The sequence below is a fragment of the Natronolimnohabitans sp. A-GB9 genome (assembly GCF_030848565.1).
GTDB lineage: Archaea > Halobacteriota > Halobacteria > Halobacteriales > Natrialbaceae > Natronolimnohabitans.
Genome location: NZ_JAVDDV010000029.1, coordinates 1 through 26,439, shown reverse-complemented (window position 1 = coordinate 26,439; position 26,439 = coordinate 1). Strand labels below are relative to the sequence as shown.

Annotated in this window: 27 protein-coding genes and 4 pseudogenes; 19 read left to right on the top strand and 12 right to left on the bottom strand. The window is 54.8% G+C overall.

Annotated elements, in window-relative coordinates:
- Window positions 1-168: 168 nt before the first annotated feature.
- From RBH26_RS19570 to RBH26_RS19560, 3 genes and pseudogenes are all read right to left on the bottom strand, one after another.
- A complete protein-coding gene (locus RBH26_RS19570) occupies window positions 169-372 on the bottom strand; it encodes a hypothetical protein (RefSeq protein ID WP_306760054.1) in 204 nt (67 codons plus the stop codon).
- Between the two features lie 307 nt (window positions 373-679).
- Window positions 680-1,990 (bottom strand): M48 family metalloprotease, encoded by a 1,311-nt coding sequence (locus RBH26_RS19565; RefSeq protein WP_306760053.1) that lies wholly within the window; start codon window positions 1,988-1,990, stop codon window positions 680-682.
- 66 nt (window positions 1,991-2,056) lie between these two features.
- A pseudogene (locus RBH26_RS19560) lies at window positions 2,057-2,236 on the bottom strand (hypothetical protein); the annotation flags it as partial.
- Window positions 2,237-2,712: 476 nt separating this feature from the next.
- On the opposite strand from RBH26_RS19560, the gene RBH26_RS19555 reads away from it, so the two are divergent.
- A complete protein-coding gene (locus RBH26_RS19555) occupies window positions 2,713-2,973 on the top strand; it encodes a hypothetical protein (RefSeq protein WP_306760052.1) in 261 nt (86 codons plus the stop codon).
- The gene (locus RBH26_RS19550) at window positions 2,921-3,232 is read left to right on the top strand and encodes a hypothetical protein (protein WP_306760051.1); all 312 of its coding nucleotides are present in this window, start codon (window positions 2,921-2,923) and stop codon (window positions 3,230-3,232) included. Before RBH26_RS19555 ends, RBH26_RS19550 begins: the two co-directional genes overlap by 53 nt.
- Window positions 3,233-3,323: 91 nt before the next feature.
- Here RBH26_RS19550 and RBH26_RS19545 read toward each other — a convergent pair whose 3' ends face one another.
- Both RBH26_RS19545 and RBH26_RS19540 read right to left on the bottom strand, forming a co-directional pair.
- Window positions 3,324-4,127, bottom strand: coding sequence for a DUF6036 family nucleotidyltransferase (locus tag RBH26_RS19545; RefSeq protein WP_306760050.1), 804 nt, complete (start codon window positions 4,125-4,127; stop codon window positions 3,324-3,326).
- Window positions 4,124-5,050: a MarR family transcriptional regulator gene (locus tag RBH26_RS19540; protein ID WP_306760049.1), complete on the bottom strand. Its 927-nt coding sequence runs from the start codon at window positions 5,048-5,050 to the stop codon at window positions 4,124-4,126. The genes RBH26_RS19545 and RBH26_RS19540 overlap by 4 nt, the downstream gene beginning before the upstream one ends.
- A 62-nt stretch (window positions 5,051-5,112) precedes the next feature.
- Here RBH26_RS19540 and RBH26_RS19535 point away from each other — a divergent pair.
- The 4 genes and pseudogenes from RBH26_RS19535 to RBH26_RS19520 form a co-directional block, all read left to right on the top strand.
- Window positions 5,113-5,313, top strand: a pseudogene (locus RBH26_RS19535) (hypothetical protein); the annotation flags it as partial.
- Window positions 5,314-6,137: 824 nt separating this feature from the next.
- Window positions 6,138-7,376: an orc1/cdc6 family replication initiation protein gene (locus RBH26_RS19530; protein ID WP_306760048.1), complete on the top strand. Its 1,239-nt coding sequence runs from the start codon at window positions 6,138-6,140 to the stop codon at window positions 7,374-7,376.
- A gap of 200 nt (window positions 7,377-7,576) precedes the next feature.
- Window positions 7,577-8,446, top strand: coding sequence for a ParA family protein (locus tag RBH26_RS19525; RefSeq protein WP_306760047.1), 870 nt, complete (start codon window positions 7,577-7,579; stop codon window positions 8,444-8,446).
- Window positions 8,443-8,859, top strand: a complete 417-nt coding sequence (locus RBH26_RS19520) for a hypothetical protein (protein WP_306760046.1) — start codon at window positions 8,443-8,445, stop codon at window positions 8,857-8,859. The genes RBH26_RS19525 and RBH26_RS19520 overlap by 4 nt, the downstream gene beginning before the upstream one ends.
- A 372-nt stretch (window positions 8,860-9,231) precedes the next feature.
- Here RBH26_RS19520 and RBH26_RS19515 read toward each other — a convergent pair whose 3' ends face one another.
- Window positions 9,232-9,537, bottom strand: a complete 306-nt coding sequence (locus RBH26_RS19515) for a hypothetical protein (RefSeq protein ID WP_306760045.1) — start codon at window positions 9,535-9,537, stop codon at window positions 9,232-9,234.
- Between the two features lie 165 nt (window positions 9,538-9,702).
- On the opposite strand from RBH26_RS19515, the gene RBH26_RS19510 reads away from it, so the two are divergent.
- The 5 genes from RBH26_RS19510 (at window position 9,703) to RBH26_RS19490 (ending at window position 13,633) form a co-directional block, all read left to right on the top strand.
- Window positions 9,703-9,906 carry a hypothetical protein gene (locus tag RBH26_RS19510; RefSeq protein ID WP_306760044.1) on the top strand — a complete coding sequence of 68 codons (204 nt, stop codon included), beginning with the start codon at window positions 9,703-9,705 and terminating at the stop codon, window positions 9,904-9,906.
- Between the two features lie 312 nt (window positions 9,907-10,218).
- Window positions 10,219-11,454: a tyrosine-type recombinase/integrase gene (locus RBH26_RS19505; RefSeq protein WP_306760043.1), complete on the top strand. Its 1,236-nt coding sequence runs from the start codon at window positions 10,219-10,221 to the stop codon at window positions 11,452-11,454.
- Window positions 11,455-11,503: 49 nt separating this feature from the next.
- Window positions 11,504-12,250 (top strand): hypothetical protein, encoded by a 747-nt coding sequence (locus tag RBH26_RS19500; RefSeq protein WP_306760042.1) that lies wholly within the window; start codon window positions 11,504-11,506, stop codon window positions 12,248-12,250.
- A gap of 36 nt (window positions 12,251-12,286) precedes the next feature.
- Window positions 12,287-13,078: a site-specific integrase gene (locus tag RBH26_RS19495; protein ID WP_306760041.1), complete on the top strand. Its 792-nt coding sequence runs from the start codon at window positions 12,287-12,289 to the stop codon at window positions 13,076-13,078.
- Between the two features lie 249 nt (window positions 13,079-13,327).
- Entirely contained in the window at window positions 13,328-13,633 is a 306-nt protein-coding gene (locus RBH26_RS19490) for a hypothetical protein (protein WP_306760040.1), read from the top strand.
- A gap of 235 nt (window positions 13,634-13,868) precedes the next feature.
- Here RBH26_RS19490 and RBH26_RS19485 read toward each other — a convergent pair whose 3' ends face one another.
- The 3 genes and pseudogenes from RBH26_RS19485 to RBH26_RS19475 form a co-directional block, all read right to left on the bottom strand.
- Entirely contained in the window at window positions 13,869-14,693 is an 825-nt protein-coding gene (locus RBH26_RS19485; RefSeq protein ID WP_306760039.1) for an IS5 family transposase, read from the bottom strand.
- A gap of 36 nt (window positions 14,694-14,729) precedes the next feature.
- Entirely contained in the window at window positions 14,730-15,074 is a 345-nt protein-coding gene (locus RBH26_RS19480) for a MarR family transcriptional regulator (RefSeq protein WP_306760038.1), read from the bottom strand.
- An 18-nt stretch (window positions 15,075-15,092) separates the two neighbouring features.
- Window positions 15,093-15,379, bottom strand: a pseudogene (locus RBH26_RS19475) (DUF6516 family protein).
- 254 nt (window positions 15,380-15,633) lie between these two features.
- Here RBH26_RS19475 and RBH26_RS19470 point away from each other — a divergent pair.
- Window positions 15,634-17,361, top strand: a complete 1,728-nt coding sequence (locus RBH26_RS19470) for a M48 family metalloprotease (protein ID WP_306760036.1) — start codon at window positions 15,634-15,636, stop codon at window positions 17,359-17,361.
- A gap of 224 nt (window positions 17,362-17,585) precedes the next feature.
- On the opposite strand, the gene RBH26_RS19465 is transcribed toward RBH26_RS19470, so the two are convergent.
- On the bottom strand, window positions 17,586-19,025 hold the full coding sequence (locus RBH26_RS19465) for a hypothetical protein (protein WP_306760035.1): 1,440 nt from the start codon (window positions 19,023-19,025) through the stop codon (window positions 17,586-17,588).
- 269 nt (window positions 19,026-19,294) lie between these two features.
- Window positions 19,295-19,751, bottom strand: a pseudogene (locus RBH26_RS19460) (transposase); the annotation flags it as partial.
- Between the two features lie 223 nt (window positions 19,752-19,974).
- Between RBH26_RS19460 and RBH26_RS19455 the strand changes: the two are divergent.
- The gene (locus RBH26_RS19455; protein WP_306760034.1) at window positions 19,975-20,418 is read left to right on the top strand and encodes a DUF4870 domain-containing protein; all 444 of its coding nucleotides are present in this window, start codon (window positions 19,975-19,977) and stop codon (window positions 20,416-20,418) included.
- Between the two features lie 610 nt (window positions 20,419-21,028).
- Window positions 21,029-21,196, top strand: a complete 168-nt coding sequence (locus RBH26_RS19450; RefSeq protein WP_306760033.1) for a hypothetical protein — start codon at window positions 21,029-21,031, stop codon at window positions 21,194-21,196.
- Window positions 21,197-21,335: 139 nt separating this feature from the next.
- Here RBH26_RS19450 and RBH26_RS19445 read toward each other — a convergent pair whose 3' ends face one another.
- Entirely contained in the window at window positions 21,336-21,626 is a 291-nt protein-coding gene (locus RBH26_RS19445; protein WP_306760032.1) for a PadR family transcriptional regulator, read from the bottom strand.
- A gap of 628 nt (window positions 21,627-22,254) precedes the next feature.
- On the opposite strand from RBH26_RS19445, the gene RBH26_RS19440 reads away from it, so the two are divergent.
- The 5 genes from RBH26_RS19440 to RBH26_RS19420 form a co-directional block, all read left to right on the top strand.
- On the top strand, window positions 22,255-22,536 hold the full coding sequence (locus tag RBH26_RS19440; RefSeq protein ID WP_306760031.1) for a hypothetical protein: 282 nt from the start codon (window positions 22,255-22,257) through the stop codon (window positions 22,534-22,536).
- Window positions 22,537-22,624: 88 nt separating this feature from the next.
- Window positions 22,625-22,993 (top strand): hypothetical protein, encoded by a 369-nt coding sequence (locus tag RBH26_RS19435; protein ID WP_306760030.1) that lies wholly within the window; start codon window positions 22,625-22,627, stop codon window positions 22,991-22,993.
- A 30-nt stretch (window positions 22,994-23,023) separates the two neighbouring features.
- Complete coding sequence (locus tag RBH26_RS19430) at window positions 23,024-24,778, top strand: hypothetical protein (RefSeq protein ID WP_306760029.1); 1,755 nt, start codon at window positions 23,024-23,026, stop codon at window positions 24,776-24,778.
- A gap of 179 nt (window positions 24,779-24,957) precedes the next feature.
- Window positions 24,958-25,638 (top strand): hypothetical protein, encoded by a 681-nt coding sequence (locus RBH26_RS19425; RefSeq protein ID WP_306760028.1) that lies wholly within the window; start codon window positions 24,958-24,960, stop codon window positions 25,636-25,638.
- On the top strand, window positions 25,639-26,439 hold an 801-nt coding region (locus tag RBH26_RS19420; protein ID WP_306760027.1), incomplete at its 3' end, for a hypothetical protein. It abuts the gene before it with no gap.

Here is a 26,439-nt window from a genome sequence, read left to right as displayed (position 1 = left end):
TATCAACCCATGTACGACATCGACGATCCAGCACCACAACTCGTCGAACCCTGGCCCTCGCTGCCCTCGGCAGCTACACTCGATTCTGAATCCGGGCAACAGCTACTCGAGCGACTCGCCAACGTTAGCGACGACAATTCCATCAGATGGTCAACGGCCCATGGCAAGCTACCACTGCTCTACGACGAGTGGGGGCAATCGATCGACGACCTCGAGGACGTGCTCGAACTCGAGGAGAAAACTCACTGGTGGCTGGTTCCGGCACTTGCACTTCACGAACAACTGCAGTCGCAGGACGCTACGCAAGAAGAACCGTGTATACCAACCAAGAAACGACTCTTCTGCCATCAGTGCGACGAAGAGACGCTTCATAGGTCCGACAGCCGTGATTCCGTACCAAATCCTTCCAGACTCAGGACACCGATTTGGAACTGTATTCGGTGTGAAACGCCGCGGTATGGCCCAGATCCAGAGTAAAGGATTTGTTGAAAGCCATATATTTTGATAGGTTTCCGGAGTCGTGCTGAACTCATAGCGCGTACCGATCGAAGGAGTGATAGAACATCGTTGGATCAGGCAACGCATCTGGTTGACATCCTCCCCGCGCTGAAGCGAGGTTTTGCGCCTGCTTACCCCATGATCCCGACACAGTCTGTCGTTTTCAATAGAGCAGGATAGATCAAACGCGAGCGCGAAGTCGTTCGATACGCTTCTCGGTCGGTGGGTGCGTTCCGAACAGACGACGTGCGACGAACCGCCGCGTCCGATCGAAGAAGGTGTGTTCCTCCCACGACGGCGGCACGATCGAGAACGCCGCCGTCGACCGGTGCCCGCGAAGGTCGGTTGTGGGACGGTGCTCGAGGTCGTCGTCGAGCGTCTCGAGGGCGCTTGCCAGTGCTGCAGGATCGCCGGTGATCGCGATAGCGGCCCGATCAGCCACGTACTCGCGATATCTGGAGACGAGTGCGACGGTCAGACGAGTGACAGTGGCGATCGGGACTGCAACGACCGAGACGAACACCCCGGTCAGACCGACGTAGTGGGACGCCGGCTCTGGGGCGTCCTCGAGAAGCGGTTCGGCCTTGGAAGCGGGCAGCGACAGCGCCGTCAGCACGGCTGCATCGCGGTTCACCACGTGGGCGAGTTCGTGGGCGAGCACGGCCTCGAGTTCGTGGTCGGAGAGCCGCTCGACGAGCCCGCGAGAGACCACGATCGACGACGTCGCGGGTCGGTAGCCGACCGAAGCGGCGATCGGGGTGCGTGCTTCTCCGAGACGAACGGTAGGGGACGGAACTGTCGCCTGTGCCGCGAGCCGATCGACGCGCTGTTGGAGGTCCTCAGCGGTGCTGTCGTCGATCGTGGGAGAGTCGTCGCGACGTTCGTCCTCGAACACCTGGGCACGGTCGGCGAGCGTTCGCTCGACGGTCGCCCCGTCGCGAATCTCTGCGTAGACGACGCCGACCGTCGTAAGGATCACGGTTGCGATCCCGGCGGCGACGGCCACCCGTTCGACCGTGAGGTGGGAACTCGCTTCGATCGCGGCAGATCCACCCCCGAGTGTGAGAACGACGAGAAAGAGGATTCCAAGAAGCCTCCCTCCCGCTCCGACGAACGCTCGCAGGAAGTCGTCGGGGTGGGTGAGCCGATACGCGACCCGCTCTACGGCGTCGGCCATGCCGTCGTGAGCGATTCGACCCGCGATCAGCGGCGCTGGGCGCAACCGTCGATAGGCGACCGCCAGCGCGATCCAGCCCACGACGAGCAGCGTTCCGGCGATGGCGAATCCAGCCAGCGAGACGGCGAGCACCGGGAGCAGAATCATCATCAGCCCCGCCATCACGGTCGCCATCGCGAACTCGAGGACCAGCAACACGCCAAACGCGAGCGTGGCGACGACAGTTGCGAGGGCTAGCCGACTCCAGAGGCCGATCGTCGTTCGAAGCCGTTGCATGGGGACCACCGGCGGCCGAGCGGTATGCTCGACTGCCACTCGACAGCTACTTTTGAGATAACCGATAAATGCGTTGGGATCCCAACCCCGCCATCGAGTCCTCGACGGCGGTACGATCGAGAACGCCGTCACCGAAGAGTTTCGGAAATCTCGAGTCGGTGTAATCTCGAGTTCGCTGTCGAGCGTTTCCAGCGCGCTCGCCAGCGCGGCCGGATCGCCGGTAATCTCGGCTGCACCGTCGTCGGCAGCGTGTTCTTTCGCTCGAGCGACGATTGCAACGGACCACTAAATTCGACGGCTATGGCAACGTACTGTAGGATACTGCTGTGCTAAACTCATCCTCTCAGCACGCAACTCCTGTCAAGCACTAAGGGTCTCAGCAGAGCCAGCGTGAAGTATGTTCAAATAAGATTCGACGATCCTGAAATTCACAGCGAGTTGTGACCTTCTGAGACCAGTAAACTCGTTCTCGTAGGTTTATCCACCCCTGAAAGACTGCGGGGCTCACGAGAGTTCCCCGCGGTGAATTATGGAAATAGTCGAAAAGCCAACAGCGTTGGCAAACGCTGAGACGGTTCTTCACCGAGGTGTCGCCAGATGAGCAGAGGTAGTGAGTGTCGAGTACCGACCTGCTCAGCACCTGCTCGCGATCGATCGGGATACGCCGGTCGATTCTGTTCGAACAGGTGCGAGGTTCGGTACGACCACCTCCAAGCAGATGCGCGGGATGCCGCATACGCTGAACGGGAGGAAGATCACTGATGCTCGAGCAGCGCGATCACCGAGGCAAATGGTTCACACTCGGTCACGAGGACAACGTCGACGATGCAGCCCTCGAGCGTTGTCGGCGAGCAGAGGCACTCGAACGACAGGCCCAACGTGACCTCCGCGAACTCGAGCGTGCAAAAGCAGTTGCCGGTCCCACTGGGAAACACCCCGATGCTGAGGTGATGCTGAGGTGCTCGAGCGATGACACCGAACGAACGAGATCCAGATCCACACGATATCCCTGGGTTCGATAGAGCACTCGGTATCGATGACCCAGTTCCTGACGCAGAATATGTGGATCAAGGATACCATCCGGAACAAGATATCACAGATGCTGGTCGAGGGCCCGTCGACGAGCTTCACGAATCGCTCCTCGGTGTTCGGAGTGATATCCAACAACTCGAGAAACAACTTCCAGAGCCGCTGTCGCTTTCAGATCCGATCAGAGAAGTAAGCGCTGCTGCAGAGGCTTACGCACAGCTTGGGTCCGATTATCACGATGATCTTGATTAATCCGTGAGTGTTGTTTGACCCCCCAGAGAGATGTGGGACGAAGCAGCACAAGCGTCGCCTCATCAGGTCAATGAACGATGATGGGTTAGTGCTACTCCGTCAGACGGACCATCTCGTCATCTTGTACGATCCGATCAAACTCCGCGAGATACGCAACCCGGTCTCGGACCTCAGCGACGTCTAAGTCCAGATCGGCAGCTAGTTCGTCGACGGTCATCGGAACGTCAAGCGCCTGGAGCACTTCGAGCCCGCGGTAGTACCGCGTCGTCAGCTCCTGGACGCGGTCCTCGATCGGCGTGGTCACTCCGTACTGCTCCTCGAGGTCAACCAAGGCCTCGTTCGCGAAGGTGGCGAACTGGTCGTCGCCGAGCCGGTCGATCTGTGCCTCGAGTTCACCTCGGACGACGTCGTAGTCGAGGCCAGTCTGTACGAGCATATTCATGTCTTCAATGTCGTCGTCCCGCCCTGCGACCGACTTGAACAGGAAGATATCCTCGTTGCTGACTAGGCGGACGGTTAGTTGATCCGTCGCGAGGAACGACTCGCTGCGTTCCCGCATCCCCTCGGTCAGCACGAGTTTATTCGCAACTTGCTGGTTGAAAATGTCGAGCCGGCATCCGTCGTCGTTCTCGACGCAGCTGGTCGCGCCCAGCGCCCGGTAATCGGCGTCCAGCGATTGTACCTCCGCATACCCGAGGTCCATTAGGACAGCCCACAGCTGGCCGTACGCGTCACTGTCAGCGACGACCAGATCGATATCCTTTGTCGCGCCCTTGAGATCGCGCAGCGACATCGCGCCACCACCAATCAGATAGACCGTGAGCGGGTCAGATAGTCCATCTGCGATTCGTTGGAACTCGTTCTCGATATACTCGCGTCCGAACGTTGGTCTCATTGGGGTAGGTCTACCTCGTAGTCAGCAGCTAGCTCCCGAAACTCGTCCCACTCGGGGAGGCGGTCGCTGTCGACTGCTCCCCGCGTCTCGAGATATTGGAGTAGGGTGTCGATTTCGTCTTCGAGGCCGTATTTTTCGGCTTGCTCTCGGAGGTCACTCTCGTCGACGTCGACGTGGCCGAGTAACAGGAGACAGTACGAGCGGTGGCGGGGCCCGTCGTCGATCAGCAACGTGTGACAGCAGAGCTCCGCCGGCGAGACTTCCTCTAGATCCTCAGAGTAGCGGTAGTATCGGTGGCGGGTCAGCAGAAACTGGAGATCGAAGGCCGCAAACCGCGCAAGCCCAGTCTCGTGGAAGTGTTCGGCGTCAACCTCCGTTGTCGTTTGCGCGAGAAATTCATCATAGCCCTCCCAGAGAATCGTCCCGTTCGGCGCAACCGATTCGAGGCGCTGTCGATGGAGATGATGCGCAAGTTCGCGAGCAAACTTGTGCAGTCGGTCGAAATCACCGTTGAAGTGGTATCGGCTGTCATCGGTACCGACGAGACCACGGTCTCGCAGCCGTTTGAGAACCCGGTTGACGGTGTTGCGGTAGTTGCCGCTCCGTTCGGCGATGTCAGCAACGGTCCGTGGCTGGTCGAGGTAGTAGAGGACCTCAAGAGCGTTGCCTGTCAACAACTCGGGAAAGTCGATATGAGAGTGCTGGCGGACGAGATCCTGGTATATCTCGATCGCCCGAGCATCTGAGAGGATAACTCGTTTCCAGCGGCCGTCGCGCTCCGTGTAGACTAACCCCTTCTCAGCGAGGTCTGCAACAGCACGAGAGAGGTAACTCTTGCTGTGGTTGAGCTTCGTCGCGAGCTCCGAGATTGTATCGCCACGTTCGACGGTAGCGAGGACCTCGAGTTCGATTCGTCGCAGCACGTTGTAACTTAGTACGTAACTTACTTATAAATGAGTTTCGAGTAGTGTTACGCCAGGAAAGTCGTGAGCGAGAGGCACGACTAGCGGAAAATGAAGAGAACAGATAGGTCAAAGAGGGACCAGAGGACTTTCCGGATGATGTTCCATCGAAGGCAACGATCACGGTGAAGAAGATTAACGACAATCGCTACTACTACTGGCAGTGGAGAGAGGGTGAGAACATCAAGTCGAAGTACAAAGGCCCGGTCGATTCGGAGAACTAGCCCTCATTTGGGACGGTAGGGCTGGAAGATAATGGTTTACTGGAAATAGTGGTGTGATGACTGCCGATACAGGTCTCGACGATTCACCGATTTCGAGTGGAAGACGTTAACCAACTGTGAATGGTTTTCGCCTCACGTTGGTAATCTACCCGGAGTGTCTGACGAGCGTCACACACCATTGTTTCCACTAATAGAGTCACATGATGAGAGCTGGCGAATACACCCATCCACCTACCCCCCACTATTTCCAGTAAAACTAGCGACGAAGGTCGGCGGGATCCTGCTGTTGATTTCTTTCACTAGAACCAGCCCCAGCAGTAACCGCATTCTAGGTCTACTACGGACTAACTCAAACGCCATTATTATAAGCTTTTCCCTAATCTAGAGTTCTTTTTCATTAGATGCTTCTCTTTTGTGGTGCTTTACTGGAAATAGTGGGGTGGGGGTGTCCCATCGTTCTCGTCAACTTCCCTTTCCACCGTATGGTGGTTCGCGTTCGTCCTGACTATACTGGAAACAGTGGGGCCTATTCTATATATAAAGAAGAGTTTACTGGAAATACTGGAACCATGTGGTTCTCCTTTCTCGCGATCAGCCAACTGAGCTCTCCGTAGATTACTGGAAATATCGGGGTGAGGTTCTCATCGAAAGTCCGATCGTCAGAGGAGCCTTCCTCGTGACTGCCAATCAACATTTCCCATTAGACTGGAAACAGCGGGGTCAATATCGAATAGTGGAACCTGTGCCCCTGGTGGTTATACTGGAAATAGCGGAAACGGCGGTCGGAACAGTTATGATTCTAGCCTGAATCAGTTGATCACAATATGACTCCGCGATTTCAGCCGGATGATACGTTATACAAACGTCGGAATACTCTCAAAGTCGAGTACGTTCCAGACGACATCGTCGGGAGAGATAACGAGATTGAGGAGTACGAAGCTGCTCTGCAGCCGATCATCAACGGCGAGTACCCCGACAACATCTTCATCTATGGCAAGACCGGCGTCGGCAAGACCGCTGTGACGAACTTTTTACTGAATGAGCTTCTGGAATCGGCGGAACATTTCGAAGTCGACCTCTCTGTCATCTCGCTCAACTGTGACGGTCTCAGCACGAGCTACCAGGCCGCGATTAGTCTGGTAAACAACCTTCGAGAGCCCGAACATCACATTGCCGAAACCGGTCATCCCCAATCCAAAGTCTATCGCCTGCTCTGGGATGAACTCAATAAACTCTCTGGGACCGTGATTATCGTTCTTGACGAGATCGACCACATCACGGACGATACGTTCCTTTACCAGATTACTCGTGCAGACAACAACGGATACATTGACAATATTCAACTCGGCCTCATCGGAATTAGTAACGACTCAACGTTCCGAGAGCAGCTCGACGCGAAGGTTCAGTCATCTCTGTGCGAAACCGAGATTTCATTCCCACCATATGGCACGGAAGAGCTCCAAAAGGTCCTCGAACAACGGGCTAATATTGCTTTCCACCAAAACGCCCTCGAGGACGGAGTTATTCCGCTGTGTGCTGCTCTCGGCCGCCAAGATGGTGGGGACGCTCGACGCGCTATCACGCTTCTCCGGAAGGCTGGCGATCTGGCCCGTACCGAGAACGCGGAGTCGGTTACAACCGACCATGTCGAACGAGCCCAAGAGAAACTCGAGGCACAACAAAGCATGGATATCATGCGTGACCTCACTGAACACGAGCAACTCACTCTATATGCGCTAACTACGCTTGCTGCTGAAGATGCCACACCAGCCCGTTCACGTGTTGTCTATCAGCGATACAAAAAATTCTGTAAGCACCAAGGCCGGGATCCTCGTACGGCCCGTAGAATGCGTAGTTTCCTATCTGATTTCGAGATCCTCAACCTAACACTCTCGCAGATGGTGCATCGTGGCCAGGACGGTGGTACGTACCGTGAACATGAGCTCAACCGAGACATCGCGACCGTCGTCGACGCGCTACAGACGATCATCAGCGAATTCGGTGCTCATCGGAGTATCGTAGAATACCTTCCTGACTCCGGTGAAGAGTTTACCGCGATGTAGCGCAGGGATCTCTCTCATTCTGTCCTAATTCACAACCAGATATTCTCCATTCTTGGTGGGCCACTGCACAGATCTCTGGTTACACTGGTGAGTAATACTGGCCGTACAGATTGAACAAACAAACTGAGCAGTAATACTGACCAAATTTTCTGATCTGTCTGCAGAGTATTTTTATAGAGAAAACCGAATTATAGGGCTGTATGATACCGTACACGGTTTGGTCCGAAGCGGGCGGCGTCGGGAAGACGACTCTGGCGACGACGCTGGCGCGAGCGCACGCCAACCGGGGCCAAGACGTCCTCGTAATCGACATGGACCCGCAGGACGGCGGCCTGACCCATCACTTCGGTCTCGATGACCGGAAGGCCGACGGTGAAGCAGATAATCTCGTGTTGCACATGATCGGACGGCCACGCGGGGATTTCGACGACCTCGTGCGCTCGAGTGAAGGCGTCGACGTCGTTCCGAGTCACAACATGCTCGGGACGCTCGCCGACTTACTCTCGAAAGCGGCCGAACTCGAGGAAGATACGAATCCTGATCCGGACTACGAGTTTGAGAAAGAGAAGCAACTCCGGCGCGTGCTCGTCGACGCTAATGTCCCGTCGACCTACGATGTCCTAATTATCGATCCACCGGCTTCGGAAGGTCAGCACCTCTACAACGCAGTCTATGCCACGTCGAACCTTCTTATCCCGTTCGAACCGTCACCGAAAGGCGAGCGAAGCATCCAGGGCCTTCGAGACGTGGTGAACGGACTCGAGGACGAACTCGGAGACATCGACGTCGGCGTTCTCGGTGCGGTGCCGAACAAAGTCAAGGGGACCAACGTGAACTCGAAGTATCTCGACGCCCTTGAGCAAGAAGACTTACCGATCGCTCCGGTATCGATCGGCGAGCGTGGTTCGATGCTCGGTGACGCGTGGGATAATCAGGTCACGATTTATGAGTTGGACGAGGACGAAGAGTATCGCGACCTCCGCGATTACGAGCAACCGACACTCGAGAAGTTCGACGAGCTTGCGGCGTACATCACTGAACAGTTCCAGAACACCGAGGTGAAAGCATGAAATCTGGTGCGACTGACCCGTTCGCCGACGACGATGGTGTCGACGAAGAGGATGAACAAGACGTCAAACCAGTCGAACAATCTAGTCAGACTGACGAGTCTGACCAACCGGATGAACCACCAGTTGAGGCCGATACCTCGGCGCAGTCTACGAGTAATACCAGACAGTTTGATCGATCAGACTTACCGAGAATCATTACTCGACAGAAGGTCAAAGAGGACCGCGACGACGTTCACCAATTGTTCGTCTACGAGGATACAGCTAAACTCGAGAAAGAGGCTCGGAGGGAACTCGAAGACCGCTTCGAAAACGACGTGTACAAACTCGACCTCCGCGAGGCGATCTACCGCGCCGGAATGGAGAATCTCGACGACGCTGAATCTGTTCTCCGCGAGTGGGGCGCGGATATCTAATAGTCGTCTCGAGTTTCGAGCCTACTAATTGGTTCGCTGCCGTTTAGGCTATCTCTGCTGGGTGCATTTACTCCTCTATGCCTACTATACTACGCTTCGCACTCTGTCAACGTCGTGTATGTCTCCCACGTGTTCGTTGATGTAGTGAGCACACCCACATCGTCTTACCACGGCCCTGGTCGAACGGATCTGGACGCCCATCTCGAGGTCGCCATCGACCCGCGGATCGTCGCGGCGCTCAAGCTACTCGGTGTAGCCACTCTGGTTGCTGGTATCGTTTTGTAAGAAGTCGGGCACCGAGCTCACACTCGGGTTCCGACGCCTCGCCAGTTGATAGTGGTGGAGGTATCCGCTAAAAGGTTGCGGAGAGGGTTAGTCCTCGAGTGTACCCACACCGACCTCGCGTTCTTCGCAGACGTTCACCACCTGCTCGCGATGGACGTGGACACGCCGGTAGATCGTTCGCTCGTCGACGACGTAGAGGCGTTCTTCTTCGAGTGTCTTTTCCCCCCGATCGTCATCAACGAGTCCTCGCGAACGAAACGCATAGGCTTGTGTGGTGCCGTCGGCGAAGTGTATCGCCCGGATTGCCCACGACTCGTCCCATCGCTTTCGGGCAGCCGTCTCGAGGCGCTCCAGGGTTTCCTCGCGCCCACCGAGGGTGTGCTCGTCAGTCATGGTGATTTTCCTGTTGGAATCTACCTATATATGGGTTTGGCTACCGAGCGCCCGACTTTCGTCATGAACGTCCGGTTTTCTGCCGCCGATAGCATACGATTAACACATTTCCGTTAGAAGTACGTCCTGTATAATCTTAAAAATCATCGAGAAGACTGGAAAGAAGTGGGTGCAAGCGATATCGTAGCGAAGGTCGATCGAGGCGGGCCGTGCATCCACGCTACGTTCCCCGGCACCTGGGAAGCGTTTCGGCGACGGCTCACTGAACGCTACGAGCACACGGGTAGCGTCCCAAACGACGACGGAACGCACCTTCACCGCGCAAGACCGCTTGAGTACGACCCGGAGTCGCTGAACGATCGGGAGTAACGACCGGGCTCAAGGCGTTCTTGAGTAGCTTGATTCCACCTCTCTATTCCTGTCCGGTCGCTAGAACGTGTCTGACGTTGGTTTTCGACCGATTCGTGTCTAGAGGCAGAGGTCGAATTTTGTATATCTATATGGGGTTTACGCCAATTTCGGCGTATCTGCTCGTATAATTGCTTAGCTTGGTTGTCTACCCTACGACAACCAACTCAGCGGTAGTTTTACGTGAGTGTCATAAGTACTGAAACACGTGAAAATGAGCGATTTAGAAACCACCCAAACCGGAGCGAACGGCCTTCTCGGGTCGGTGAGAGCATGACTCAAGAGGAGGCGATCAGCTGGTCCCGCATGTCCCTCGAGGAACTCCAGCACTACTGGAACGCCTACATCGAGATCGACCTCGAGCGAGCGGGCGTCGACCTCTCCTCGCGGCCGACCTACGAGGAGATCACCGACGCTGGCTACTCGGGAATCGCCTACGCGCTTCGTGAACACCACGACATGACGCTCACGGAGTTTCTCGCCACAGTCGGCTACGAGAACGCCGGTTCTGACAGGCCGTACTCCTGGGGCTTCGATGATAAAACCACCATCGACGAACTCGAGATGTTCCTTCGGTCGCTCTCACGACGTCGCGGGCTGGCCGACTCAACAATCGACACCAAACAGGCCCGACTGGCGAAGTACGCTCGCGTCTATGCCGATCTCTACGGACAAGCCGACCTCGTCGACCAGGCGGTAGACCCATCGAACGAGAGCACAGAGTACGAACGCGTCCTCGGTGTGTTCGACGAGTTCGATCGGGAGTTAACCACCGACGCCTCGAAGCTTCGCTACCACAGCGACGTAAGCCAGTTCTATGATCACCTCGAGCGGCGTTCAAAGGTGGCGTTTAACCCAGTCGCCGAGATTCCCAAGGAGTTCCAGTGGGAGTCGGGCGACCCGGACAACCCGGCGCTGTCGGCCGACCAAGTGCGACAGATCTACGAGGCCGTAGAGTCCCCGAGCGAAGAACTCCTCGTACTCGCGTTGTGCGCGTGGGGCCTTCGCCGAAGTGAGGTCGCCGCGTTGCACGTCTCCCAGCTCACACTCGAGGGCGATGACCCACACATTGCCTTCGACGAGAGCCGGAAGAACGGCCCGGGAACGGTCGCGTTGATCTACGGCGTTCACGAACTCGCCGTCCGCGCTGACACCCTCGGTTCGCGAGATCGACATTGGAACGGCTATCTGTTCCCCTCGAGCAAGTCTTCGAGCGGCCACATCGTCGGCGAGACGGTCCAGCAGCGGTTCCAACGGATAGCCAAACGAGCGGGCGTCCGAGTAGGTGGTGAGCCGCCGATGTCGAAAATGGGCCGGCGGTTCTGGTACACGACGTACCTTGAGGCCCAAAAGCACCTCCTCGAGAACCTACAGGCGATTGCGGCCGACCAAGGCAGTAGTGATGAGGGCGTGGTTCTGAAAAACTACCTCTCGGAAGGTGAGCGGCGGAAGTATCGGCGGGAGTTCATGCGCGAGCGGCTGGCGGACGCGTTCAAGGTGAACCCATGACGATCTTCGAAACCGAGGAAGACGACATGCACCCGACGTTCGAAGGGTGATGGGCGAACGGCTGAAAGACGATTTCACGACCTACCTATACCACGAACAGCGAGCAGGCGCTCGCTCCCGGGTTGATTTCGTAGCCGCACATGTCGATCTCGACCGGGCGTGGAAGCGCGTAGTCACGTACGGAAACGACGAGGGGCTTCCAAGGGAATACCATCGGACGTACGATACGGCGAGACACAACTGTCCACTCCCGGTTGAAGAGCTACTCGAGCGCCCGTACTACGAAGAGGAGGAAACGGCTCTGGAAGCCTTCGAGTGGCTCGTCGACAACAACTACCTGCTTGAAGACTCCGACGGGTGGTATCACTTTAACTACCCAAATACGGTTATCAGTGGAGTAACAGTCTACGAACTGAAAATGCACAAATGGCAGGACGGGCTCGATCAAGCGACGACGTACAAGAAAATGATCGGTACGGAGGCGTACGTGGTCATCGACGCCAACCGGATCGGTCCCGCGATAACGAACCTCGACGAGTTCAAACAGAAGAACGTCGGCCTGATGGCACTCACCCGGAACTCGCTCGAGAAGCTCTATGAACCGACGCCGGAACCAGGACGAACGCCGAGGTCGTCTGACGAATTACTTCGACTTTCCGAGCGGACGTTCTGGAAGTTCATTGAGGAAAACCCACCCGGGGACGCGGAACGGCAGGCGGAAGACGAAATAGGTCAGTTTCAGAATCCCTACAAAGCTCGGCGTATAGCGGATAGGATCGACGAGGTGCGAGAGTAACACTTCGAGTCGAACCCGGCGAATACGAACACCGCGATGGACCCGCTACCGGAAGACGACGGGAGACGCAAGCGCCAGTATTGGTCTCAAGAAGACCGTGAGACGTTGCTCGAGTACGTGACCAAGCGTGTCGACATGGCTTTGGAGAGAACCATCCGGACCGACGTAGAGACAGCCTTTCGCGACCGGGCGATCATTGCGATGCTCGACGGGACGGGGGCGCGTGGTGCGGAACTGTTCGCCGACTCGAAAGACGACAAACGCAATGGCCTTCGCTGGAGCGACGTCGACTTCGACGAGCGGTTGATCGAAGTCTACGGCAAATCGCGTGAGTACGAACAGGCCCCGTTCCCCGCAAGCGTCCATGACGTCCTCAAGCGATGGTACCGGGTACAAGAGCCACCGACCGAGGCGTGGCCTGTCTTCCCGACCGGCCACTACGGCTCGAAAAAGCGTGCACTCGAGGATGTACTTGTCGCAGATCGGGTTGATGCAACCCTCAAGGAAAGAGGTGACCAAGGCAAGACAGCTGTCCTTGATCGTCTGCATCGCGAGCACGAGGTGCCGCCGCCGTCGATCTCGAAAGAGGGTGTTCGACGGCTGTTGAAACGACTTACCAATGAGGCCGGGATCGATCCCGATGGTGAGTACGATTATCTGACCTTGCACGGGGCACGGCGGGCACTCGGGCGTGATCTCTATACCAGCGGGATGTCTGAAAAGGCTCAGGAAGCGTTACGACACAACTCGATTGAGACCACCCACGAGGCCTACGCCGACGTCAAGATGAAGGACGTCTCCGATTCGATTGACGACGTTCGTGGGTGAGAACGGACTCGGGGTACTCCTTGCTTTTCGATTCTGGAACGACTTCGTGGTGTTCGCTGGCAAACTACTTGAACAGTCAGTCAAAACAGTCATTACACTGCTGATATTCGTTGGCTTACCAGATGCGCGCGTAGACAACTCTATAACGGAATCAAACTTTCGACGACTTTGCAACGCGACAAAAACATTATGCTGCATAGATTGGATCAGGACATATAATACGGTAAAAACTATTTTGTAACTATACCAATGGCCGACTTAGATATACATGCATATGATGCTGCGAGATCAATAGGATTAATTCTATCAGTTATTTTAGCATCACTATTGGTTGATTCATTGAATCCTTTACCAGTCTACATCGCTATAATACTAATAGCTATTTTATTCCCAGTTAGAAGGATAGACTCAAAGTACCTATACTGGATTATGGGGATTGGTGTATTTAGCACCGGACTATGTTTTTATTTATTCGATGATTCAAGGTTATCCATCATAGTATTTAGTGCGGTTTCAACAGTGCTGTTTGTAATCCCGAAAACAATTAATAAATAATTGGTCTCGTCACAAACTCGTACAGAGTTCGCCTCTGGTAGCGCCAACTGACACTTCCATTGTAGTGGCTGCATCCGTCTTTAGCGAAAAGTGAGGAAGATATCACGCTGGTGCAACATCGGGAGAGTGCTGACCGATGGGTAGGTCGATATCGATCTCATCGTACCACACAACCGGACGCTTTGCGCGACCGTTTTGTTGGCCGTGGTGAATCGCCATATGGCGCTTAATTTCGCTAGTTGACGGCACGCTTGATGTTGTATACGGCACACATCAGGACGATTTCACGGAACTCACGATACCAGCTTCGCGCACACACGGCATCGCCGAGCGTGCGCTTGATCACCGAGAAGACGGTCTCAGACAACGCTCTCTGGCCGTAGAGAGTCCCATCGATCCGCGCGTTGTGCGCGTGATCGATGGGGCGGAACTCTCGATGCTTGATAAGCGGTCTTACGCCTTTTTCGCGGAGTTTATCGCGTAATTGCTGCCAGTCGTACCCTTTGTCGGCGGCGAGGCTGTGCAACTCGCCCGAGTTGCGGCGGGCGAGTTGCCAGCCGATCTGCGTGTCATGACGTTTCTTGGTTGTGCAGTGAACGTCGAGGACAGCTTGTGACGCTGTATCGACGAGAGCGGTTGTTTTGAGCGTCTGAACACGATAATTCGTCCGACGGCAGTAGTGTTTGCTCGCGTTTTCGCGGTCGAAAAACGTCGCGTCCATCGCAGCGTGACCAGATGGCTTGTGCAGTTGCGCCGACAGGCGCAACAGCACTCGCCAGACTTCCATCTTGATCCTGTCAAATGCCTTTACTAGCGTCGAGTGATCAGGGAGATCGGCCTTCTCAAGGCCGATCTCCGCCAGTATTTGTGGCATCTCGCTCAACAAGTCAAGTGCTTCCCGGTAAGATTTCTCCAAGTAAATCCGCAGACAATGCAGCGAAACGACGGCGTAGTCGGCGAATCCGCCGCCACCCTGCGGGGCGGCGGATTCGCCTCGGCCACCAACAGCACTTTTAGCCAACGTCACTACTTTCCCAGTGAAGCGGGAAATTTTGGACATAGAGCATCCGCCGTTTCCCGCTTCAACTCCCTAGTTCTAACGGTCGAAGTCTACGCAGTCATGCGATTCACCAGAGCCGTTTTGTTCGAGTTCGACGAGTCCGTAGTCGGCAAGTTCGGTCACGTTCTCAGTGACTTCTGGCGGATGACGGCCGACGATTCGCGCGAGTTCACGAATACTGTCTGGCTCATGATCAGCGATTGCCTCGAGGAGTTCGAGATTCGTCGGCCGAAAGATTCGACCGAACGTCTCGAGGTCCTCCACCGAGAGCGTCGATGGCTTGGGGTCGACACTCTCGCCAGCATCGAGAGCAGCAAGCGTGTCTTCGAGATCGTTACGGTCGGACGACGGGTTGATACGGACGTGAAGTGTTTGGGTCATGGGTATGGGATCGGTGTATTACCAGTCGGTTCGTTTGGCGAACGGGAGTGCCGAACGCCAAGCACGATACAGCGTCTGCAGTCCCGGATAGTCGGTCTCGTAGACCTCCGAACCAAGATGCAGTTCGTGAATTCCGTGGTGGTTATCGAATCGGATGATTGGATCATCAGCGCCGGCGACGCCGTAGTGGAAGTCGTACTTGATGCCGTCTGGAAACTTCTCGGACTCGGGCACCGAAAGCACTCGGACTCGGGCACCGAAAGCACGCGGACACGGGCGACAGTACCGTCCGCATAGGCTTCAATCTCGTCACCAACAACTGTAAACTCGTGGTGATCTACAGGCGGAGCAGGCCGAGTGCCTCGAGGCGGTTCACAAGAGCTGGTGCCTGACCTCCAGTGCACAACAGTAGCTGGGTCATGATCGGCGGTGCGACGCGTCACATTTTGTGATCAGTCAGGCATCTATTTCCCACTCGAGATAAATTCTCAAAACCATATGTGTCCCCCCAGTCCCCCGCTACTTCGTTTGATACACAATCACCCGAGGTGAACACGTCGTGACGTCAATACCCACTCGTGTCAATCTCCTCATCCGGACGGTTATCGCCGCTGGCAGCTGTCTTGCCCTCTCGAGCGCCGTCGTCGTTGCTGCCCTCCTATTGATCGGCGTCCCAATCTACGCCGGCCTTCAATACGGCGTCGAGGCCCTTTCATCACTGCCGGATCTCTCCAGTTCCGGCTCTAGTCTCATCGTCGAGCCGATCGCCACCGCGCTCGTGGTTGCAGTCGCGATCACCTGCTTGGCGGCCATCGAACTGTCGTTGCGGACCGTCCGTACCGCTCGCGAGCGCTCCGTACCCGCGGGTGCACTCGCTCAGGGGACTGTCGAAATCGCCTCGTATGTGCTGTTACTCTCGTCATTACTGATCGTGCTAGCTACCCTTCCATTCCTTCGTTCGGCACTTCCGGATCCGCTCTTTGGATTCTTGGTCCTGCTTGGCTTCTTCTACCTGCTGATGGCCGGGTACCTCTGGGCCGCCCACGAGTGGGTCCGTTCGAAAGACGAGGTGAACGACGAGCGCACGACCGGCGGCAATTGGCTCGTCATCGGCGTTTTTATCGTCGGTTACCTCAGCGTGGCCTACTGGGCCGGGTTCGCTCTGCTCGTCGTCGCTGCACTCATCTGGCTCGTCTTCGGATCCATCCTCGTTCCCAACCATGTAGACAAGATACGAGACGCTATTGAGCGTCGCGCCGCTGAGAGTTCCGAAGAGGAACCTGTCAATCCAGCGGCTGTCTACGGCCTCACCGACGAGATCAGATCGGTCCGTAACAGAGTCAAACAAGTAACAGGTCTGCGACCGGCCATTCCGATGACCGTCGCTGGCATCGTCACGATCGGAGCCAGCTACTGGGCAGCGACTCTCGTGTCAGTCGAAACTGTTGCCATCGTATTGGCTACCGTGAGCGCCCTCGCGTTCGTCAGCGTCCACGTCGGCGCGACGATCCGCGCGGAGTTCACTGGCAACAGCGCTGTTCTCCGAGATCTCGAAGATCGATTTGACCTCGAGAAACTTACGGCCGACGAGTCGACAGGTCAGGTCGCTATTGGGTTGGAATCTGCCGCCGATCGAGAGGCCGGCGTAGACGGTTCTCTCGAGTCTACCGTCACCCGACTCGCCAGGCAGGCTGACCTGCCGACCCCTAAGATCCGAGTGCTTGAGCACAGCACGCCTGTCGCACTAACAGTGGGCTACCGCCCCGCTGTATCAACCCTCATCCTCTCTAGGGGGTTGATTAAGACGCTCGAGGACGACGAACTCGAGGCCGTCATCGCCCACGAGCTCTCCCACATCGTCAACCGGGACGCCGCAGTGCTCACTGCACTGTCAGCACCTGGCGCCGTCGCACGGCTCGCTCGCAGCCGGTATGGCTACAATCCGGTCATCGAACCGCTTGCGATGCTGGTTCGAATCATCAGCCGCTGGTACGTCGCTCTTGTCTCTCGGGGTAGGGAGTACGCTGCCGACGACGGTGCAGTCGCGATCACCGGTGATCCGGCTTCCCTCGCGAGCGCGCTCGAGTCGCTCGACACAGATCTTGACCGTCGCCCGTCGACGGATCTTCGCGAGTGGGACACGGCTACTGCGTTCGCTATTGTCCCACCGACATGGGAGGAACACCCCTTCTTCGATCGGACACGGCGATTCGTCGCGCGAACGATCTTTGGAACGCATCCACCGACCGAGAAGCGTGTCGACCGGCTTCGAACTCAGCTGTACTGATGGTTTCCGAATCGGATGTTCTGTAGGATCGCTAGGCGCCGCTGTGATCGGCCTACCATCGTCGGAGAACAGTCAACCACTGAACTAGTATCTGGAATCCACCACAGTCTCTTGATTTTGCAGGAATCTGTTTATCCAGCCGTCAGCACCAGGGAAATATTCGCCCAGATCACACCGCAACTAACCCGCACCAATTGCTCCAAGGTCGCCGTAGTCTAGTGATCCTACAGAGCATAGTTGTGATAACGGTTGACGGCGATACCAAATGCAATTTTCGAGACACCGAGGGCAAGAAGAATTGTAATGCAAAGTCCTCCGATACGGACAATTGCCGTCGGAAAACCAAGAGGTTCCAATTGTCCGTATATCAGTTGAGAGTTACCGAGAAGTGCTGGAAACAGAACCACAGAAACAACTGCGAACGTTTTTATTAACCCGGAAAATGCCGCCCACCCCATCTCCCCATATAGGGGAACATTTGTGAAGAAGCCTGGAACGGGCACAAGATCTTCGCGGTTGACGCCCATTCCAAAAGCAATGTTGACTGACGCGGTACACGCACAGAGTACGACACCTGTGAGCGTAAGCACAATTGTCTCTACAAAACTTGCGTCACTCACGACACCAAGCGGGACAACGACGATCGTGATGAGCGGGATCCCAACAATAAGGCTTGCAAGGACGTGTCCGCCGACAAAATCACGACCACGTATTGTTGTGAGCAACATTGGAAGGACCTTGTAGCTCTTGCTGATCGGTTCAGAACCGAATACAATACCAATGGCAATTCCAAGAGCGAAGACCAACAGCAAAAATCCAGGTGCAGCGAAGATGGCGAACAGCGGAAAACCCACAACTCCGACGATAAGGACCACATATGCGGTATTTAACAGTCCTCGTGGAACGCGCCGCTCTGTAAGCAATCGCTCCCGAGCCATGGTGATCGTTGGACGAGGGATGTGCACGCTGAGTAGCCCTCCCAGCCAGTCTCTATTACCCAATGAATCCTCCTGTGAAGAGGTGCTCTGTTGTGTCGAGCCTCCGGGATCAGTTTCCCAGAGGCGACGAGTAAACACAGTCGTTAGTCCTAACAGAAATGGAACAACAAGCGCGACCGCAGCGATCGCCCCCAAGCCTCGAAGTGGTTCAACTCCGGCTTGCTCGCCTGCTCCAAGCAACGCAAGATCACCTATCAACACAAGTGGTAGCCAATCGAACCAGGTTATCAGTTGGTCGATTGGGATCGAAAACTCACGTAGCAGAAGAAAGAGCACCAGAAATGGAACCCATCCAAATAAAACGAGGAGACTTTTGTAGAGGTTGCCACGTACCAACCGTCGGCCAACAAGTATACTCGCAAGTCTCCCAGCAGTACCGACACCAACAGCGAGTGTCGTGAGGATGAGGATCGCTACAATTACTGAAATGGCAATCCCTGGTGAACCGGTACCGAGTGCAAGTCCGATAGCAACGCCCAGAGTCGGAACCGCGAGTACAGCTCCGAGTCGAGCAAGTATGAATAATGTTAATCCAAGAACCACTGCTCGGACCGGAACTGTCGTCAGTAATGCATCAGGGGCGAGTTGTTCAAAGCGTCTGCTTGTGAGCGACGAACTACGGATTACAAGCCAAACAAACACGATTGCTACTGCGAGCGAAACCACTGAACGTAGATCTGATGCATCAGTAATAATCTCTTGACCAACCACCCATGAGAGACTACCAAAGCCGATGCTAATTGCACTGAGAACGAACGCCAGAGTGACCTGACGACTTCGTGAGTATCCGAGTTCACGATGATGGCGTCTCCACTCGGTTTGGGCAATTCCTACGCTTCCGTTTAACCAAGAAATGTCCATTAAGCTCGTTCCAATCTGGAAATATTTCTCGAAGTAATTTATTCTTTGCTCTTGTGACGTAGATTGTTTGTGACTCAGAATGATGTTCTGGGGATGGGGTTGGGTACTTCTTTCCCCAGTTTTCGATAGATTTGGCGACGAAGTTGGAACGGTCTGAGATACGGCATGAGTTTGTCCTTGGAGATGTCTCGATGGGGCGAAAGCCAGAACCGCGCCAGTCATCCGTAGCTCTCGCAGGTATTGACGTGAACGTCTCCATCAGCGTTCGCCCCCGCCGTAGACGACGGATTCGCGGTCGAGTGTGTCATCCTCATCGAGCGGTTCGTAGGCCCGAAAGCCGACGGTGTAAACGGACATCGACTCCTCTGTGCGGTGAGCTAGTAGGTGTTGAATTGTCGATTCGTCGGCAGTTTTCGCTGGCAGCACATAGCGGTTGCCCGTGCCCCGATCAGTCAAAAGGAACACCAGCAACTAATCCTTGTCAGTTGTACCACGTCCGCATGTAGAGGTGCCACACACGCGATCGCGACTCCCGGTCACGGCCTTTGTGAAGGCAGAATTTTGGGGTTGAATTCGTTGGATTTCGAGAGTCACCCGAAGCAAAATCCCGCTCTGACCCACACAACTATCAGTAGATAGTAGCCCAATTTATTCACTCGGAACGAATATGAAAACTGAGTTGTGCAGTTCGGTAACTACGTGTGCGAACTGAGCAAGAAAAAATATACAGGGCGAGACAAGTTATCGAAATATAATGCCCTCCACAGCAACACTGTCTGGCTCCGATCAATCCGAGAATCGTTCTTTGGGCGGCATTCTCGTCCACGTGCTGGCACTGTTCACCAGTTTCGTTGGCCCTGCCATCATGTATGCCATCTCAGACCACGAATTTACGCGAGAGAACGCCCGAAACGCAATTAATTGGCATATCACCGTTATTGTTCTGGCGGTTGCTGCGTTCGTGACAGGCTTTCTTGGTGCCGACGAAGTAACAATCAACGGTGAGCCGACTGAACTGTTGGCGGTACCGTCACCCCTCGATACAGTGTTCACCTTCATTGGAATCCCCTTGCTACTCGCATTTGTGATCGCGGTTTTCGCTACATTCGGATTTGCTGTCGTTGCCACACAGAAAGCGGCGTCCGGGTCAACGTGGTCGTATCCCGTTTCGATTAATATCACCGAACGGTTCCGATAGTCGCTCTATTGAGTGATGACTACTTGACCTGTACTGACTCGATGGAAACGCTGCTATGCCATGAGAGCGTGAACCAAGCATGGGACGCAAGAGACCGATGATCGCTCCGTGCCACAGAGCACGTTGTACTGACTGGTCCAAGTGCGAAGGAAGCCGAATCATGGGCGCTACAGCCCGGCTGCCGCTCCGGGCGGCAGCCGGGAAAGCCCGAATAGGTGAGTCTCTGGTTCACGCACTGGCGTCCCGCCCGAAAAGACACTGATCGAGAAGCGGAGACGAGGACACAGTCCCAGTCGGGGAACGACGGAGGAGCTGTAGATCGCCAGCTCGGCGGTCTCAGTGGCTGGTCAGTGTCAGCATGAGCGACTGCTACAGCCGGACAGCGACCGCACCGCTCCAAGATTCCGACCGCCTGCCGGGTTGACAGAGAGAGATACCCGTTACGTCCCAACCATTTTATCGACAACGGTGGTTTGGTCGGTTAGCAGCATTTCCATAGGTGAGCGATGCGTGCCTCCTGAGACATGATGAAACGAAACGCGACGAGCTGCTCATTACAGGTGCGTACTGAACGCACAAGTCTTAAGAGAAAATCATACTTATCTAATATATGAACCGAGAAGAATTGTTCCTCGCTATAATAGCGTATACACTGGTAGCATGGGTTTTGACCTCCGAGGGAGCATTCTGGTTTGCATGGCTTCCACTCTACGTTCTCGTAATTGCTATTCCAATCTATGTAGTTGTTGACTTAGTTAGAAATCCAGATTTTGAGTGAATCGGTGTATTATTTCCCTGCACTGAACGCGAGTTTCACACCTCACACTGAATAAAGAAATCGTACTACCAACTACTGCTAAAGTGGACTTTCGAGTTCGAATGTACGAGATCAGTTTGAAGCTGTAGTCGTCGGTGAATTATGAGTCTGAAAAGAACTCATCAACGTATTGCTGTTCCCACTCTCGACGCGCCTCGAGTTCACGCCGGCCACGACGTGTGATGGAGTAATAATTTGTTCGCCGATCTTTGGCTCCCTTTTCAACGAGACCCTTGTCGACGAGTGTATCAAGATTTGGATAGAGTCGACCGTGGTGGATCTCTTTCTCGTAGTACTGCTCAAGTTCGGTTTTGATTGCAAGCCCGTGTGGCTGCTCTTGGCCAGCAATTGCATAGAGCAGGTCCCGCTGAAAGCCAGTCAAATCGTACATTGCTGTCTTTTTTCTGTTCTATCACTATATAAGAACGTCGAGACCGGATCGAAAGAGTGGGTGTTAGAAGCTCATTCCGATTTTGAGAATATGTAGCTATTTGTTGATTTATCGTCTTGGATTCGTTGGTGCGATATCTTCGTTATGCTTCCTTTCCATCACGCCACTGCCAGTAATAGTAGCGATAGCCCGGTTTCGTTTCCTTGACTGTAACGTAGACGCTACTCGTCGGCACTCCTTCGTAGTTTTCTGGCTCAGTAGAGACCTTATGCTTCTCGGGAACCTCGAGTTCCTCTTTGCCGGTCGCTTCCTTGGCGTGTTTTTACTCGAGTTTGTGATCACGCTTCGCTTGTTTCCACGCTACAAGGTCGTAGCATACTCCGAAACTACCTCGAGTCGGTCCAGAGATTGACTCTCGAGTGGACCCAGAACAGATGTTGGCAGGTCCAGAGTTGGTGGTTTTGCTGGCCCATTACTGATGGTTAGCCCACAGTGTTCAACTGCATCAATTTGTAGGACAACTCCCTCATCTTTAGCTTAGGCTATTTGTATTAGCAATCACTAACAGCGAAATCTTTATGTAATCATACTATACAGTATTTACTGCTAAACAATACAAGAGAGAAAAATGGCGCAGAACACCGTCACTACGACTGTTTCCGTTATGCCTGCTGATGCGTTGTTTCTCAGTTGGGCAACCAGCATTAACGCATCTGGGCTCTTTCGTGAAGCACTGGCCGAGCAGATGGCCTACCGAGATATTGACCGTCCTGAACTCGTCATGCTCGTCGACGAAGCGCTTCGTGACGACGAGTACGACCTCGACGACCTCACCGAACGGACGTCTGATCTCGAGGACCTCCAGGCACTGCTTGAACCCTCCAACTCAAATCCCTCCCAACATGAGTAACGACACGTCGTCCGAGCCGTCCGAACTGTCCACTGAACGCGTTTCGTCATCCAGTTTATTGGACCACACTCGGCACCTGATCGATCGAGTGTCCCCAGCAGTGTGGCTGCTTGCCGTGTGGATGGCGTTCTTGCTTGTCAGCACTGGTTCAGTCGCTGCACAGTCGAACGTCGGTGATGTCTACTGTGGGACTGGTATCGAGACTGGGATCGGTATCGTCTTCGGTGCTGTCGCAGGTCTCGGTCTCCCGGCAACTGGCTTCTATGTCGGCCGAGCCGGCCTCTCATATATGCGTGCAGGCGGCAATCCTGAGAAGAAGAATCAGGCGAAAGAAAAGCTCGTGATGTCGGGCATCGGGTTCGGTATCATTGTTCTTGCCCTCATCTCACCAGAGCTCATCGATAAGGTTGGCAGTCAGATGGGATTCGGCTTCTCAGACTGTGTCAAACCTTTCTGACCCATTAGACCAGGATTTGACCGAAGTCCAATGACGACGCCACGTGCGATCACTGTCGCTCTTACACTCCTCACCGTGAGTGGGGGTGTTGTTGGATTGACTGTTGGTGTCGCTGCAGTCGAGCCACATTCGAGCCCGGTGATTCCCGACGATGGACCAGATTACGGGGTGAACGAGACTCGGTTCCCACTGCTGTGGTCTGAAGGTCTTAATCAGGGAAATCTCTCGAGTGACGAGTTTGAGGAGAACATATCCTCCGCTGGGGAGTTTTCGACCCGACTTGCAGGCTCGACAGATGTCTCGTTCGACGAACCGATCGAAGACGTCGAAATCTGGAATCGGGGTGATATCCAGGATTTTACCCCTGGCGACGAAGAGACCTCAGTTCATCCAGAGGGGGCACAACTCGAGGATGGGCTCTACATTAGAGATGCGTACGCGAGCATCTTTGCAATTCAGCCGTCGACGGTGTTACACTCTGGGAACAGCTCGACTCAGTATATCGCACCAGACGGCGAGGTTCTCTCGATAACTGATTACCGAGTCCGTGTTCCAGATGATAATACGACCGGATCGGTTCGAGAGCAGTGGTCGATCTCTGAGACGGCTGTTGACAGTGTCGAACTCCAAGCAGACGGGCAGGTACTCGACTCCAGTAGTAGTCATCACTCTACTCTCGAGTACAGTGAGCTGTCTGGAACGCAGAATCTCACTGTGGAGACAGAAATTTCTGTTCGACTTCGTCACGAAATACGAACGTGCGAGGAGTACAACAGTACTGCAGATTCCTGTGAGGACTCATGGGAGACTGAAGTCGAGTACCCGACTGATCGGATAGCAGTGAGCGATTCCCAGCACACCGCCGTTACGCAGATCGATGATAGTGGCGGGAAACGCGTTACGTTCGAAGATGATGAGAATCGTACTGGTGTCGTTGTTCATCCAGGATCAACGTGGTCAGCAATCGATGTCGCTAGTGATGCACGCCTCCGTGGGAACTGGCGGTTCTACTCTGCGGGAGTAGACGGCTGGCACACGATGATCACTCAAACGAAAACAGGGGCCACTCGTACGAACTCGTCCGTTCGTCCTGCACAGATCCATGCCGTCCCTACGCAGGAACAGCCAGATATGCCAAGCAGGGCCACAGATGATGCCGAACCACCGTTAGTTATCGAAGAGGCGTGGGGAAGTACACGAGATGGCCCAACTCTCCCAGAAGAGATCGACATTCCAACTGTCGACCGCTACGTGGACGCAACCTCGATTGCCGTCCAGTCAGAGGGACTGCCAGCATCGACCTTCGACGAGGTAACCGTCCACGGCATCGTACGTGGGCAGTCCCAGACGGTCTCGATCGATGACGACGGAACCGTTCGCGAAACGAACCTGAATCTGACGGTTCTCGAAGCGAACTCGTCAGGAGCCCTTGTGCAGGCACGAGTCACGGAGGCGGCGACTGGTGAGCCGGTTACGACTGGCCACGTCGAAGTCGGCAATCAGTCGGCTGCTGTGAACGCCAGTGGAATGGCCGTTCTTGAACTCGAGGAGCGGCCATCTTTGCTCGTTGATGGGCAATACGTCCCAGCTGAGTGGTGGCGTGCAGACCAGCTGTACTCTGGTGCGGACGATCGTGCGAAGATCCCTCCGAAGTATCCTGAGTTCCAGAAGCTTGTCCAGTTAGCTCTTGTGACGCTGCTCTGGTTCCTTCCAGTCTCCTTGGCCGTCTACGGGTTCGACTACCTGTCAGGCGGCACATTTCTCGGACTCACACATCAACAATGACAGAACACACTCACACAGACGACAGTCGTATCGCTCGCCGAACAGTCCTTGCCAGCCTCGGTGCGAGTACAGCTGCGCTTGCTGGCTGTACGTCGGAATCGTCCACAGACCAGCCGACCAACAGTACAGACAATACTGGACTCAGTGCCGACGAGAGTGACGTCTTCGACGCTGTCGAGATGAGTGACAAGCATCTCGAGGTTGTGATCGCTGATGATGCCTCGGTTGAGTTCATCAATCTCGTTGATCCGGATGGTGAACTGTATGATCAACAGCGTCTCGAGGGCGATGAGACCGAAACGTCGTTTGAAATTCTTGGCCGGTATGAAGACGACGTTCCTACTGGGGATTATGAACTGATTGCCCTTACTGGAGACGAGCAGGTCGGGACAACAACGATCTCCCTCGAGGCTGACTGTACAATTACGGATGTCCTGTGGGCAGCGGAGAATCCTGACATGGACTGGGACAAGAACTCGCCTGCCTGGGAAGAGTATGCGGCGGTCGTAATCGAGAACACAGGAACGGTTCCATCGCTGCTGACCGAACTCGAGTGGGCAGGCGCACCGGTTGCTCGGTTGCAGTCCAAGGAATCACAGTCATACTACCACGAGACACTCTTGCCGCCAGGCGAGACTACGATTTATTCTAATGGGTCGGTCTATGCGACAGATGGTGCAGTCCACTCGATGGATTGTAGTGATCTTGAAACAGAACCAATGACCGTTACCGCTGTTGTCCAAGTTGGATCGGATCCATCGTATACTCAGCAAATCGAGTACGGTGGTGGTCAAGAATGCCAGATAACCATTGCTGGTGGTAGTTCTGGTGATGATACACCTAGCGTGGGTGACAACTAAATGAGTTGGTTGCAGGAAGAGGTTGAAAACGGAATCAAAAACGTTATTGAGGATTTCACTGATGCCCTTCTCGGTCTTGTCAATGATATCTATGAAGCGATTCTCGGGCCAATAGTTGGCGTTCCTGCTCCTGAGTCAGATTCGGGATACATGGTCGTCGGAACTCCAGACAATGCGCCTTGGGGGAGTCTCTATCAAGACGTTTATTTGCCGTACATCATGCCACTGGCAATCATGATGTCCGTTATCGCCTTTGCGTTCGTTGGTCTCCGGGCCGGTTCGATGAGTGAATATCGGCGAAAACAGCTCTTGCGACGTCTTGGTATCGTATTCATGGGGACCTTTGTCTGGTTTCCCCTGGTATCGATTCCGCTGCAGTTCATTGATGCAATCGGTATGACAATCGCTCCAGTTGACGATATGTCTGCGGGGCTTGGTGGCCTTATCCAATCCTCTCTTGGAGGTGTATTCACAATCTTTGCGATGGTTGTCATCTCAAACTTCTTCTTAGTCGTTGCTGGATTCATTGTTGCGCTCCGCTGGATCGCTCTCTACGTATTAACACCGATCATGCCGTTACTGGGGGTCCTTTGGTCACTGGAAGTTTGGCCGTTTAGTCCAGCAGCGAACATGGCACGTCGAGCCTCCGGAATTTATCCAGGACTAGTCCTTGCTGGACTGCCACCAGCGGTACTGTTCCGGATCGGATGGGAAATTGGCGGCCTTGAGACATCCGTTAAGGGACTTTTCTCGTTGTTTATCGGATTGACACTGATTCCAGCAGCGATAATCACGATGCTT

Excerpts from the sequence above, each read along its gene's own strand:
- RBH26_RS19570 (WP_306760054.1), bottom strand. The coding sequence starts at position 372 with ATGAAGCGTCTCTTCGTCGCACTGATGGCAGAAGAGTCGTTTCTTGGT.
- RBH26_RS19555 (WP_306760052.1), top strand. The coding sequence starts at position 2,713 with ATGCTCGAGCAGCGCGATCACCGAGGCAAATGGTTCACACTCGGTCAC.
- RBH26_RS19550 (WP_306760051.1), top strand. The coding sequence starts at position 2,921 with ATGACACCGAACGAACGAGATCCAGATCCACACGATATCCCTGGGTTC.
- RBH26_RS19545 (WP_306760050.1), bottom strand. The coding sequence starts at position 4,127 with ATGAGACCAACGTTCGGACGCGAGTATATCGAGAACGAGTTCCAACGA.
- RBH26_RS19530 (WP_306760048.1), top strand. The coding sequence starts at position 6,138 with ATGACTCCGCGATTTCAGCCGGATGATACGTTATACAAACGTCGGAAT.
- RBH26_RS19525 (WP_306760047.1), top strand. The coding sequence starts at position 7,577 with ATGATACCGTACACGGTTTGGTCCGAAGCGGGCGGCGTCGGGAAGACG.
- RBH26_RS19520 (WP_306760046.1), top strand. The coding sequence starts at position 8,443 with ATGAAATCTGGTGCGACTGACCCGTTCGCCGACGACGATGGTGTCGAC.
- RBH26_RS19515 (WP_306760045.1), bottom strand. The coding sequence starts at position 9,537 with ATGACTGACGAGCACACCCTCGGTGGGCGCGAGGAAACCCTGGAGCGC.
- RBH26_RS19505 (WP_306760043.1), top strand. The coding sequence starts at position 10,219 with ATGACTCAAGAGGAGGCGATCAGCTGGTCCCGCATGTCCCTCGAGGAA.
- RBH26_RS19500 (WP_306760042.1), top strand. The coding sequence starts at position 11,504 with ATGGGCGAACGGCTGAAAGACGATTTCACGACCTACCTATACCACGAA.
- RBH26_RS19495 (WP_306760041.1), top strand. The coding sequence starts at position 12,287 with ATGGACCCGCTACCGGAAGACGACGGGAGACGCAAGCGCCAGTATTGG.
- RBH26_RS19490 (WP_306760040.1), top strand. The coding sequence starts at position 13,328 with ATGGCCGACTTAGATATACATGCATATGATGCTGCGAGATCAATAGGA.
- RBH26_RS19485 (WP_306760039.1), bottom strand. The coding sequence starts at position 14,693 with ATGTCCAAAATTTCCCGCTTCACTGGGAAAGTAGTGACGTTGGCTAAA.
- RBH26_RS19480 (WP_306760038.1), bottom strand. The coding sequence starts at position 15,074 with ATGACCCAAACACTTCACGTCCGTATCAACCCGTCGTCCGACCGTAAC.
- RBH26_RS19455 (WP_306760034.1), top strand. The coding sequence starts at position 19,975 with ATGCCCTCCACAGCAACACTGTCTGGCTCCGATCAATCCGAGAATCGT.
- RBH26_RS19450 (WP_306760033.1), top strand. The coding sequence starts at position 21,029 with ATGAACCGAGAAGAATTGTTCCTCGCTATAATAGCGTATACACTGGTA.
- RBH26_RS19445 (WP_306760032.1), bottom strand. The coding sequence starts at position 21,626 with ATGTACGATTTGACTGGCTTTCAGCGGGACCTGCTCTATGCAATTGCT.
- RBH26_RS19440 (WP_306760031.1), top strand. The coding sequence starts at position 22,255 with ATGGCGCAGAACACCGTCACTACGACTGTTTCCGTTATGCCTGCTGAT.
- RBH26_RS19430 (WP_306760029.1), top strand. The coding sequence starts at position 23,024 with ATGACGACGCCACGTGCGATCACTGTCGCTCTTACACTCCTCACCGTG.
- RBH26_RS19425 (WP_306760028.1), top strand. The coding sequence starts at position 24,958 with ATGAGTGACAAGCATCTCGAGGTTGTGATCGCTGATGATGCCTCGGTT.